The sequence below is a fragment of the Streptomyces sp. Root431 genome, from assembly GCF_001426585.1.
GTDB lineage: Bacteria > Actinomycetota > Actinomycetes > Streptomycetales > Streptomycetaceae > Streptomyces > Streptomyces stackebrandtii.
In genome coordinates, this window is the sequence record NZ_LMEI01000001.1 from 1 (window position 1) to 11906 (window position 11906).

The window sequence follows — 11906 nt, forward strand, 5'->3', positions numbered from 1 at the left end:
GTCTGGGTGTGGAAGCGGAGCATCAGCGACTTGGGGTTCTTCGCGCCGAACTCCTCCTTCATCACCCGCGCCCAGATCCGGCGGGCCGCACGGAACTTCGCGACCTCTTCCAGGATCGTCGTCCGCGCSACGAAGAAGAACGACAGACGCGGAGCGAAGTCGTCGACGTCCATGCCGGCCGCGACCGCGGTCCGCACGTACTCGATGCCGTCCGCCAGCGTGAACGCGATCTCCTGCGCGGGAGACGCACCCGCCTCCGCCATGTGATAGCCCGAGATCGAGATCGTGTTCCACTTCGGGATCTCGGCCCGGCAGTACTTGAAGATGTCCGCGATCAGGCGCAGCGASGGCTTCGGCGGGAAGATGTACGTACCCCGCGCGATGTACTCCTTCAGCACGTCGTTCTGGATCGTGCCCGTCAGCTTGTCCGCCGGAACACCCTGCTCCTCACCGACCAACTGGTACAGCAGCAGAAGAAGCGAACCAGGCGCGTTGATCGTCATCGACGTCGAGACCTTGTCCAGCGGAATCCCGTCGAACAGCACCCGCATGTCGTCGATCGAGTCGATCGCCACACCCACCTTGCCGACCTCACCCGAGGAGATCGCCGCGTCCGAGTCGTGACCCATCTGCGTCGGCAGGTCGAASGCSACSGARAGACCCATCGTGCCGTTCGCGATCAGCTGCTTGTACCGGGCGTTCGACTCCGTCGCCGTACCGAAACCCGCGTACTGCCGCATCGTCCACGGACGACCCGTGTACATCGACGGATACACACCACGCGTGAACGGGTACGAACCCGGCTCGCCCAGCTTCTCGGCGGGATCCCACCCCTCCAGAGCCNACGGACGACCCGTGTACATCGACGGATACACACCACGCGTGAACGGGTACGAACCCGGCTCGCCCAGCTTCTCGGCGGGATCCCACCCCTCCAGAGCCYCCGGCCCGTAGACCGGCTCGATCGGCAGCCCCGACTCCGACTCGCGCGCCATGTGTTGTGCCTCCCCTGTGCTCAGACCGACTGATGGACGTGCCCGTTCAGGCCCAGGTGATGAGCCGCTTCGGTTGCTCCAGGATCGCGGCGGTGTCCGCGAGGAACTTCGAGCCGAGCTCGCCGTCGACGAGCCGGTGGTCGAAGGAGAGTGCCAGGGTGGTGACCTGACGCGCCTTCACCTTGCCCTTGTGGAGCCAGGGTTGGAGCTTGATCGTACCCACGGCGAGGATGGCGGCCTCGCCCGGGTTGAGGATGGGCGTACCGGTGTCGACGCCGAAGACGCCGACGTTGGTGAGGGTGAGGGTGCCGCCCTGCATGGCCGCGGGGGTGGTCTTGCCCTCGCGGGCCGTGGAGACCAACTCGCCTAGGGACGCCGAGAGTTCCGGCAGGGTCTGGGCGTGCGCGTCCTTGATGTTCGGCACGATCAGGCCGCGCGGGGTGGCCGCGGCGATGCCCAGGTTCACGTACTGCTTGAGCACGATCTCCTGCGCCGCCTCGTCCCAGGCCGCGTTGATGTCCGGGTTCCGCTTGACCGCGACGAGCACGGCCTTCGCGATGAGGAGCAGCGGGTTGACCCGCAGGCCCGCCATGTCCTTGTCGGACTTCAGCTCCTCGACCAGCTTCATCGTCCGCGTGATGTCGAACGTCACGAACTCGGTGACGTGCGGCGCGGTGAACGCCGACCCCACCATCGCCGCGGCGGTCGCCTTCCGTACGCCCTTGATGGGGACACGGACCTCCCGGGCGTCCGGCAGTACGGCGGGGGGCGCGGCCGGCCGGTCCACGATCTCGCGCGTGCCGATGTCGACCACGGCGGCGGCGTGCACGTCGGCGCGCGTGATCGTGCCGCCCCCGCCGGAGGGGCGGACGACGGTCAGGTCGACCCCGAGGTCCTTGGCGAGCTTGCGGACGGGGGGCTTGGCCAGTGGGCGGGGGCCGGCGGCGGGGCCGCGGCCGCCGGGGGACGTGCCGTTGGCCGGCTTGCGGGGGCGGCGCTTCGCGGAGGACTCCACGACTCCGTAGCCGACCAGGACCGGCCGGCGTTCCGGCCGCGCGGGCTCGTCCGCGGTCTCCGCGGCCGTCTCCGTGACGGCCGTGACGGCGGGGGCTGCCGTGACGGCCGGGACCGCGGCGGGCGCCGAGGCTCCCGCGCCCGCCGGGCCCGCCGTGTCGACCGAGATGATCACGGCGCCGACGTCGACCGTCGTGCCCTCGGGGAAGCCGATCTCCCGTACGACCCCGTCGAAGGGGACGGGGAGTTCCACCGCCGCCTTCGCCGTCTCGATCTCGCACACGACCTGCCCGTCCACGACGGGGTCGCCCGGCTTGACGTACCAGGTGAGGATGTCGGCCTCGGTCAGCCCCTCCCCCACGTCGGGCATCCTGAATTCGCGAATCGCCATGATCTCTTTTCCCTCTTGCGCCTAGTACGCCAGCGAGCGGTCGACGGCGTCGAGCACCCTGTCGAGGCCCGGCAGGTACTCCTCCTCCAGGCGCGCCGGCGGATACGGCGCGTGGTAGCCGCCGACCCGCAGGACGGGGGCCTCCAGGTGGTGGAAGCTGCGCTCCGTGATCCGGGCGGCGATCTCCGCGCCCGCACCGTAGAAGACCGGCGCCTCGTGGACGACGACCAGACGGCCGGTCTTCTCGACCGAGGTCTGGATCGTGTCGAAGTCGATCGGGGACATCGAGCGGAGGTCGAGGACCTCGATCGACTTGCCCTCCTCCTCGGCCGCGACGGCGGCCTGGAGGCAGACCTTCACCATCGGGCCGTAGGCGGCGAGGGTGAGGTCGGTGCCGGCGCGGGCCACGCGGGCCTCGTGGAGCTCGCCGGGCGGTGCGTCCCCCGCGGCGGAGCCGCTGTCGGGCAGGGTGACCTCGCCCTTGTCCCAGTAGCGCCGCTTCGGCTCGAAGAAGATGACCGGGTCGTCGCTCCGGATGGCCTGCCGCAGCATCCAGTACGCGTCGGACGAGGTCGAGGGCGACACGATCCGCAGGCCCGCGACGTGGGCGAACAGCGCCTCCGGGGACTCGGAGTGGTGCTCGACCGCGCCGATGCCGCCGCCGTACGGGATGCGGATGACGACCGGCAGGCGGACCTTGCCCTGCGAGCGGGCGTGCATCTTCGCGAGCTGGGTGACGATCTGGTCGTACGCCGGGAAGACGAAGCCGTCGAACTGGATCTCCACGACCGGCCGGTAGCCGCGCAGGGCCAGGCCGATCGCGGTGCCGACGATGCCGGACTCGGCGAGCGGCGAGTCCATGACGCGGCTCTCTCCGAAGTCCTTCTGCAGGCCGTCGGTGACGCGGAAGACACCGCCGAGCTTGCCGATGTCCTCGCCCATGAGCAGGACCTTGGGGTCGGCCTCAAGGGCCGCGCGCAGGGCCTCGTTGAGCGCCTTCGCCACGGGAAGACTCTTCGTGACCATGACTAGTTGCTCCGTCCGGCGTCCACGAAGGACGCCTGGTAGGCGGCGAACCGGGCACGTTCCTCGTCGACGAGCGCGTGCCCGTCCGCGTACACGTGGTCGAACATCGTCATCGGGTCGGGGTCGGGCATGGTCCGGACGATCTCGCGGACGCGCCGTGCGAGCGCCTCCGCCTCCTCGTCGAGGGCGGCGAACCAGGCCTCGTCGGCGTGACCCTCGCGCTCCAGGAGCCGGCGGAGCCGCAGGATCGGGTCCTTGGCCCGCCACTCCTCGACCTCCGCCTCGTCGCGGTAGCGGGTCGGGTCGTCGGAGGTGGTGTGGGCGCCCATGCGGTACGTGAACGCCTCGACGAACATCGGCCCGGAGCCGGTCCGTACGTGGTCGAGGGCGGCGCGGGTGACGGCCAGGCACGCGAGGACGTCGTTGCCGTCGACCCGGACGCCGGGGAAGCCGTAGCCGGGGGCGCGCCGGTAGAGCGGGGCCCGCATCTGGCGTTCGGTGGGCTCGGAGATGGCCCACTGGTTGTTCTGGCAGAAGAAGACGACGGGGGCGTCGTAGACGGCGCCGAAGGTGAAGGCCTCGGCCACGTCGCCCTGGCTGGAGGCGCCGTCGCCGAAGTAGGCGATGACGGCGGTGTCGGCGCCGTCCTTGGCCACGCCCATCGCGTAGCCGGTGGCGTGCAGGGCCTGCGAGCCGATGACGAGGGTGTAGAGGTGGAAGTTGCGTTCGGCGGGGTCCCAGCTGCCGTTGCTCGCGCCGCGGAACAGCGCGAGGAGGTGGGCCGGGTCGACGTCCCTGACCAGGGCCACGCCGTGCTCGCGGTAGCTGGGGAAGGCGTGGTCCCGGGGCCGCAGGGCGCGGGCGGAGCCGATCTGGGCGGCCTCCTGGCCGAGCAGCGAGGGCCACAGGGCCAGCTCGCCCTGGCGTTGCAGGGTGACGGCCTCGGCGTCGAGGCGGCGGGCCAGCACCATGTCACGGTGGAGGCCGCGCAGTTCCTCCGCGCTCGGGTCGACGGCGTACTCGGGGTGGTCGACGCGATGGCCCTCGGGAGTGAGCAGCTGGACGAGCTCGGTGGTCATTCGGGGTCTCCGGGTCTCGGTCTCAGTCGGTGCCACGGCATATGTGGGGCTCCGCCGCCGCTCCCTCGGGTTCGCCCGCGAGGAGGACGAACGGAGGCACTGTCGAGGCGGTGGGCGGCTGTGCGGCCGGGGCGAGGGGCGGTGCCGGGAGGGCCGTCGTACGGCCCAGGGCGTCGTCGTACACGAGGTTGAAGAGCTCGACGCAGGGCAGCGTCCGGGCCAGGTGGGCCTGGAGGCCGGGGGCTTCGAGGGTGAGGCGGACGTCCGAGACGGCGATGCCCCGGTCGGTGGCGCGCAGGTCGACGCGGAAGACGCCGAAGCAGAGTCCGAGGTGGAGGACGGCCGCGGCGGCCTCGGCTGCGAGGTCCTGGGGGGTGTGGGGCAGCCCGGTGGTGGGGGCCCAGCCGTCCTCGGTGGGCGCAGCGAGGAGGAAGACGTGGGGGCGGCCGGAGACGAAGGCGCCGACGGCGGTGAGCGCGGTGCCCTCGGGTGCCCGGTCGGGGTCCTCGTCGACGAGGAATCCGCCGGCGGCGAGGGCGGCGAGCCGGGCTCCGGTGTCCTGGACGCGGCGGACGGCGTCCGGGTGGTTGCCGGGCAGGTCGAGTGCGGCGGCGAGGCGGGCGGCGGCGAGCTGGACGTCCTCGCGCAGTCCGAGGACGAGGTCGAAGCGGTGGCCGGCGGCGCGGCGGTCGCGGGCCCAGGTCACGCAGGCGTCGGCGTGGACGCTGTCGAGGCCGGTCGCCTCGTCGGAGAGGATCCGGGCCTCGGGGCCGCGGGCGGCGAGGAGCTCCGCGCGGTCGAGGACCCAGGTGCGTACCCCGCTCGACCAGGTCTCCAGGAGGGTGGAGTTGGCGGCGGCCTCGCCGGGGTGCCGGTGGGGTGCCGCCGCTCCGAGGAGGAGGGCGACGGGGCCGCCCGGGGTGGCGACGGGGGCCGTGGTGGCGGGGGCGGCGGCGGGGGCCGTGATGTCCGGGGCGGCGGGCCGTGCGGCGGGCCGGTGGCGTTGCTGGAGCATCTGTCTGCCTCTCTGCGCGGAGAGAGCGGGCTGGGGATCTCCTCTCCGGGTTCCCTGGCGGGTCGGAGGGGAGGGCGGGGCCGCCGGGCGGGTGGGGGGCCGCCCGGCGGCGCTGGTCAGGACTTCGGCTCGGCGTCGGCCGCCGGGCGGCCGGCGAACCCGAGGAGGCCGATGGCCAGGTTGGCGGCGATCCAGACGAAGAGGACCAGGAAGCCGCGCTGGAGCGCCTCGGTGAACGCCTCTGCGGTGCCGACTCCCTGGGCGGTGAGCTCGGCGAGGCGGGAGCCGACGACGGTCGCCGTGACGGCGAGGGCGAGGGCGCCGCCGACCTCGGTGGAGGCGTTGAGGATGGCGGAGGTGGTGCCGGCGTCCTGCTCCGAGGCGTCCTGCGTGCCGACGACCGGGGCCGTCATCATGCAGAGCACCAGGCCGACGCCGAGGAGCGCGGTGACGGGCAGCAGCAGCGACCAGTAGCCGCTGGTGGTCTCGGCGCCGAGCATCAGGACCAGCATGACGGCGAGCAGGACGGTGCCGATGACGTACGGGACGCGGGGCCCGAACTTGGCGATGAGCACCGGGACGGCGCCGGAGACGCCGAGCATGGCGAGGCAGGTCGGGATGTAGGCGAGGCCGACCTCCATCGGGGTGTAGCCGAGGCCGAGCTGCATGTACTGCGGCAGCATGAAGAAGGCCGGCAGCATGAGGCCCGCGGTGATCAGCTGGGCGACGGTGCCGGTCGCGACGGACCGGCGGCGCAGCAGGTGCAGGGGCAGCAGCGGCGCCTTGGCGGTGCTCTCCACCCGGACGAACACGGCGAGCAGCACCACGGCGGCGGCGAGCGAGCCGAGGGCGGTCGCGTCGGTCCAGCCGTCCGTGCCCGCGGTGACGATGCCGAAGACCAGCGCGAGGAGGCCGAGGGTGCCGGTGAGGGCGCCCAGGACGTCGGCGGGCGGACGGGCACCGGTGCGGACGATCTTCGGGACGTACACGAACGCGGCGGCGATCAGCAGCACCCCGATGGGGACGTTGATGAGGAACGCCCAGCGCCAGTCGACGTCGGTGACGGCGCCGCCGAGCAGGGTGCCGAGGCTGGCGCCGACGCCCATGACGGTGCCCCAGATGCCGAGGGCCTTGGCGCGCTCGGCGGGCTCCGGGTAGGTCGTGACGAGGATGGAGAGGGCCGCCGGGGAGAGGATGGCGGCGCCGATGCCCTGGAGGCCGCGGCCGGTCAGCAGCATGCCGCCGGTGTCGGCGGTGGCCGCGGCGAGCGAGCCGAGGGTGAACAGGGCGATGCCGCTGACCAGGACGGTGCGGCGGGCGAAGACGTCGGTGAGACGGCCGCCCAGCAGCATGAGGCCGCCGAAGAGCAGCACGTAGATGTTCATGACCCACTGGAGGCCCGTGGTGCCGAGGCCGAGGTCGCCGCGGAGCTGGGGCAGCATCACGTTGGCGATGGTCGCGTCCAGGACGCAGACCAGCTGGGCGACGGCGACCACGGCGAGGACCAGTCCGCGCTTGCCGGGGGCGGGGGCGTCCGGGCCGGTGGATCCGGCCGGCGCCTGCGGCGACGCGGGCCGGGTGTCACGGGTGGTGTCCCGAGCGGTGTCCCGGGCGTCGATACTCATGTTCTCTCCTGCCTCTGCTTGGTTCCTCGGCGGTTCACGCCGCGCTGATGCGCTCGTAGATGGCGGCGAGGCTGCGGTCGGCCAGCAGCTTGCCGACGGGGACGCGGGAGCCGGTCTCGCGCTCGACGGCGGCGACGAGGCGCAGCATGTGCATCGAGTCCCAGCTCACGACGTGGTCGAAGTCCGCGGAGAGGTCGTCGACGCCCAGGGGCAGGTCGAGCTCGTCGCGTACCAGGTGGATGAAGTCCTCTTTGGTCATGACGCGGTGCCTTCCAGGGTGGAGTCGAGCAGGATGTGGGTGGGGACGGCCGGGAGGTTCTCCAGGTCGTGGCGGAAGTGGAGCTCGTCGTCCGCCGTCGCTGTGGGGGTGAAGCCCATGGAGGGCCAGAACTCCCGGACGTTCTTGTTCTTGGCGGTCGGCCGGTAGCTCGCGAGGACCGCGCGGGCGCCGGTGGCGGCGGCGTGGGCGAGGAGGCTCGCGACGGCGGTCTGCTCGATGCCGCGGGCGAAGACCCGGCAGGAGAGCAGCATGTTGTCGACGTGCAGTTCGTCGCCGGATCGACGGGCGAAGACGGCGCCGACGACGCCGTTGTCGCCGAAGCGGTCGCCGGAGCGGATCGCGAGGACCAGGTGGTCGGGGTCGTCGACCCGGGCGGTCACGTCGGCCGGCTGGAGCCGCACCGTCGTGAGGTTGAACTGGTTGGTGCGCAGGGAGAGTTGCGCGACCCGGTCGATGTCCCCGGCGCCGGCCTCGGCGAGCTTGACGCGGACGCCGAGCCCTTCGAGGTACTCCTCCATGGAGCCGGCGTTCTCGAGGAGTTCGGCGCGCTCGGACTCGGTGCGGTAGAGCGCGGCCCGTGCGCGGTCCTCGTCGGTGAGGCGGGCGGTGTCGAACCAGCCGTCGGCGAGGAGCTTCTCGATGTGCAGGGCGGGCTCTTCGTCGAGGCGGACGACGGCGACCTGCGGGAGGCTGTCGGCGACGAGGCCGCACTCGAAGGGCGAGTCGTCGGCGAAGACGAAGCTGTCGACGCCGAGGTTGAGCTTCTCGGCGATGTCGAGCAGGTTGGCGTCCTTGGGCTGCCAGTTGGCGTTGACGCGGGCGAAGTCGGCTTCGCGCAGCACCATGTCGGGGTGGTCCTTGAGGACCTGGACGACCGGCTCGTGGTCGTTCTTGCTGCTGACGGCGAGCAGGATGCCCTGGGTGCCGATCTGCTTGACGACCCGCTGGAAGTTGCCGAAGGCCTCGCCGCGGAAGGTGGTGGCGGCGGCGATGCCGTCCGGGCCGTCGTCGCCGAGGATCCCGTCCCAGAGGGTGTTGTCGGCGTCGACGACGAGGACCTTCTTGGTGCGGCCGCGGAGCATGCGGGAGAGGTGGGCGACCTCCCGGGCGTAGCGGGCGAGCAGGTCGTCGCCGAGGTTGGCCTTGGCGTAGGCGGCCATGCGGGGCTCGTCGAGCGGGACGCCGGAGGCGACGACCGGGTCGAGGTCGATCACGTGGATCCGCGGGTTGCCGAGGGCGAGGCGCAGCAGGCCGCTGTTGAAGTCGCGCCAGGCGATGCCGGCGCGGGCCCGGGACTCGTGGTCGATGAGCTGGTGGGTGACGCTGCGGGGCAGCGGCACGGTGTTGAGGACGAGTGCGGCCGTGGCGTTGCCGGTGAAGGCGGTGGCGAGGCTCTCGATCTGGGCGAGCTTGCGCTCGGCGGTCCGTACGAGGTCGTCGGCCTGCCAGGGCGTGCCCATCTCGTCGAGGAGGGTCTGCGGGTCGAGGATCCACAGGGCCAGGTCGACGTCGGGGGCGTGCAGGGCGCTCGCCGGGTCGCGCAGGTCGCGCAGGTAGGCGTCGAAGTCGCCGAGGCGGTCCTCGACGAGGACGCCGTGGCGGGCGAACTCGGCGGTCAGCGGCGCTCGTACGCCTCCGATCGTGGAGTGTCCCGTGAGGGCGACGACCGCCGTCTCGGTGTCCGGGCGGGCCGTGAGGACGGCCTGCCGGTCGAGCTGGGCGAGGAGGTTGCCGGCCCGCCGGAAGTCGGCGTCCGCGCCGCCGGACACCATGGCGGCGAGGAGCGGGGCGACGGACGGGTAGTTCTCGGCCAGAGTGCCGTCGGCGCGCAGGGCGCGCAGTGATTCCAGCGGGGACTTCCGGGTTTCGCGATCCGCCGGGCTGGATACCGTGGTCAATGATCTCTCCTCACGCGCGCGCCTCCGTCGGCCGGGCCCTGTCCTCGGTGTGCGGACAGCTCGTCGGTACGGACAGCCCGTTCGTACGGGCGGTCGGTACGGGCCGATCGTCGGTGGCGGCGCTTGAGCCGGACTCGCACTCGTGTCCAGCGCCCCCGTACGGACCATGGATTTCTCATGCATCGGCACGTTCGGGGTTCATGGGAGGCCGGTGACCTGGGCACTGTCGCCCCAACAGGCGGGCGGGCCAGACTCGGTAGCACCATGAGAGCTGGCGAGTGGAGGGGTGGAGCTGCATGGACATCAAGGTCCTGGGGTCCTTCGAGGCTTCGGAGAACGGGGTGGCGCTCCTGCCGACCGCGGGGAAGCCCCGGCAGATCCTCGCGCTGCTTGCCTTGCAGGCCGGCCAGATAGTGCCGGTTCCCACGCTCATGGAGGAGCTGTGGGACATGGAGCCGCCGAGGAGCGCGCAGACGACGCTGCAGACGTACATCCTCCAGCTGCGCAAGCGCATCGAGGCGGCGCTGCCGCCGGAGGGTCCGCGCCGGGCGAAGGACGTGCTGGCGACCCGGTACGGCGGATATCTCCTCGACATCACGCCGGAGGAGGTCGACGTGCACGCCTTCGAGCGGCTCGCGGCGGCCGGCCGCCGGGCGCTGGATCTCGGCGACCGGGAGACGGGATCGCGGCTGCTGCGGCAGTCGCTCGCGGTGTGGCGCGGCCGGGCGCTGGTGGACGTGCACCACGGGCTGCGTCTCGGCGTGGAGGTGACGCGTCTGGAGGAGAGTCACCTGTGCGTGGTGGAGTCGCGGGTCGAGGCCGATCTGGCGCTCGGCAGGCACCACGCGCTGCTGTCCGAGCTGGCGGTGCTGACGGCCCGCCATCCGATGCACGAGAACCTGTGCGCCCAGTACATGACGGCGCTCTACCGGTCCGGTCAGCAGTGGCGGGCTCTGGAGGCGTTCACCGCGCTCCGCGGTTTCCTCGTGGAGGAGCTGGGCGTGGAGCCGTCGCCGCGGCTCCAGGAGCTCCAGCGCGCCATCCTCAGCTCCGACCCCCGGCTGACCCGCTTCACGCTCCGTACCGATCTGACGGTCTGATCTGCCCATCCGCGCGGAACCCCCGCACCGCGGAAGCCCGCACCCGCATGTTCTAGGAGTCCTTCATGCTCTCGTCCCTCAAGGCCTTCAACCTCCTTGTGATGTTCCTGCTGGAACTCTCGGTGTACGCGGCGGTCGCCCTGTGGGGGTTCACCACGACCGACAAGTGGCCGTTGAAGCTGCTGCTCGGTGTGGGTGTGCCGGTCGGCCTGATCGCCGTGTGGGCGCTGTTCGGGGCGCCGCGCGCCACGTACGCGGTGCACGGCGGCGGCCGGGTGCTGCTCGAGGTGCTGTGGTTCGGAAGCGGCGCCGCCGCCCTGGCCGCCTCGGGGAGGCAGGGCTGGGCGGCGGCGTTCGCGGGGATCTTCCTGGTCAACGCCGCGCTGCGGCTGCTCTGGAACCAGTGAGTCCGGGGTGGGTCGTCACCACTGGGGGGACTCGGTGAACTCCAGGACGGCGACGGTCCACATGAAGCCGACGCCGACGCCCATGGTGATCAGCAGGTCGCCCGGCTGCGGGTTCCTGGCCTCGACCACGTGGTTCATGCCGATGAGCTGGTCGCCGGCGCCCATGTGGCCGAAGTCCTGGCCCCAGTCGTACGTGGTGGTGGCGCGGTCCACGCCGAGCAGCGAGTAGAACGAGAACTGAGCGATCGTCTCCGCGATGTTGGCGTGGACGAAGAAGCGGGCGTCGGACAGCTTGGCGTCCGCGTCGTCGAGCGCCTCCTGGAGCACCTGGGAGGCGTTCTTCGTCATCTGCTGGATGACGTGGTCGTAGGCGCCCTCCTCCTTGAGGAGGTAGTCGGACTTGCGGGTGCGCAGGTCGACCGGCTTGCCGTCGAGGAACGGGCCGTCGGTCCAGCCCTGCGTGCCGCGGTAGATGGGCTCCAGGGAGGAGTCCGTGTAGGTCGCGGTGGACTTGAGGCGGGCGAAGCCGCCCTGGTTGGAGAGGACGAGGGCGCCGGCGCCGTCGCCGTACGCCTGCTGGCTGTCGGAGCCCCAGCGGTCGAAGTACGGCAGCCGGAAGGCGTCGCCGGTGGTGACGAGGGCGGCGGCGGGCTTGCTGCGGCTCGCGAGGTGCGAGGCGGCGATCTCCAGGCCGGCGAGGCCGCCGTTGGAGCCCTGGCGGATCTCCAGGGAGAGGCCGGTGCCGCCGACCGTCTCGTTCTGTACGTAGTTGACGGGGGTCCAGAAGTCCTGGCCCTGGTGGCCGACGCAGCCGTGGAGCACGATGTCGTACTCCTCGTGGGGGCGGCCGGCGCGCTCGACGGCCTGGCGGCCGGCGTGGGCGGCCATGACCGGGCCGGGCTCGTCGGCGCGGGCGACGCGGACGGCGCGGATGCCGTTGGAGGTGGCCTCCTCGGCGTCGTAGCGGCCGGCGGCGACGGCCTCGGCGGCGGTCTCGATCTGCTCCGGAAGGTAGGCCCCGAGTCCGGCGACGTACAGGTTGTCCCAGCGCATGTGCGTTCTCCCTCTGAAGGTGG

11 protein-coding genes and 1 pseudogene are annotated in these 11906 nt (G+C 71.9%); 2 read left to right on the plus strand and 10 right to left on the minus strand.

Annotated elements, in window-relative coordinates; genetic code table 11:
• The 9 genes and pseudogenes from ASC82_RS00005 to ASC82_RS00040 all read right to left on the minus strand — a co-directional run.
• The coding region (locus ASC82_RS00005; protein ID WP_242427496.1) for a methylmalonyl-CoA mutase family protein at window positions 1-839 on the minus strand (839 nt) is incomplete at its 3' end.
• Window positions 840-844: 5 nt separating this feature from the next.
• Window positions 845-995 (minus strand): annotated as a pseudogene (locus ASC82_RS30840) (methylmalonyl-CoA mutase family protein); the annotation flags it as partial.
• 46 nt (window positions 996-1041) lie between these two features.
• Window positions 1042-2400 (minus strand): dihydrolipoamide acetyltransferase family protein, encoded by a 1359-nt coding sequence (locus tag ASC82_RS00010; protein ID WP_056639589.1) that lies wholly within the window; start codon window positions 2398-2400, stop codon window positions 1042-1044.
• A gap of 21 nt (window positions 2401-2421) precedes the next feature.
• Window positions 2422-3426, minus strand: coding sequence for an alpha-ketoacid dehydrogenase subunit beta (locus ASC82_RS00015; protein WP_056639591.1), 1005 nt, complete (start codon window positions 3424-3426; stop codon window positions 2422-2424).
• Window positions 3427-3428: 2 nt separating this feature from the next.
• Window positions 3429-4541 carry a pyruvate dehydrogenase (acetyl-transferring) E1 component subunit alpha gene (pdhA, locus tag ASC82_RS00020; RefSeq protein ID WP_056639594.1) on the minus strand — a complete coding sequence of 371 codons (1113 nt, stop codon included), beginning with the start codon at window positions 4539-4541 and terminating at the stop codon, window positions 3429-3431.
• Window positions 4528-5520 (minus strand): hypothetical protein, encoded by a 993-nt coding sequence (locus ASC82_RS30500; RefSeq protein ID WP_056639597.1) that lies wholly within the window; start codon window positions 5518-5520, stop codon window positions 4528-4530. Before ASC82_RS30500 ends, pdhA begins: the two co-directional genes overlap by 14 nt.
• A 116-nt stretch (window positions 5521-5636) precedes the next feature.
• Window positions 5637-7145 (minus strand): MFS transporter, encoded by a 1509-nt coding sequence (locus ASC82_RS00030; protein WP_079038944.1) that lies wholly within the window; start codon window positions 7143-7145, stop codon window positions 5637-5639.
• 34 nt (window positions 7146-7179) lie between these two features.
• Entirely contained in the window at window positions 7180-7404 is a 225-nt protein-coding gene (locus tag ASC82_RS00035) for a phosphopantetheine-binding protein (RefSeq protein WP_024761885.1), read from the minus strand.
• Window positions 7401-9323, minus strand: coding sequence for an HAD-IIIC family phosphatase (locus ASC82_RS00040; RefSeq protein WP_056639600.1), 1923 nt, complete (start codon window positions 9321-9323; stop codon window positions 7401-7403). The genes ASC82_RS00035 and ASC82_RS00040 overlap by 4 nt, the downstream gene beginning before the upstream one ends.
• Window positions 9324-9619: 296 nt before the next feature.
• Here ASC82_RS00040 and ASC82_RS00045 point away from each other — a divergent pair, with 296 nt between their 5' ends.
• Entirely contained in the window at window positions 9620-10423 is an 804-nt protein-coding gene (locus ASC82_RS00045) for an AfsR/SARP family transcriptional regulator (protein WP_024761883.1), read from the plus strand.
• A gap of 65 nt (window positions 10424-10488) precedes the next feature.
• Window positions 10489-10830: a YrdB family protein gene (locus tag ASC82_RS00050; RefSeq protein WP_024761882.1), complete on the plus strand. Its 342-nt coding sequence runs from the start codon at window positions 10489-10491 to the stop codon at window positions 10828-10830.
• 15 nt (window positions 10831-10845) lie between these two features.
• Here the strand turns inward: ASC82_RS00050 and ASC82_RS31320 are convergent, their stop codons facing one another.
• Entirely contained in the window at window positions 10846-11883 is a 1038-nt protein-coding gene (locus ASC82_RS31320; RefSeq protein ID WP_056639604.1) for a ketoacyl-ACP synthase III family protein, read from the minus strand.
• Window positions 11884-11906: the final 23 nt, after the last annotated feature.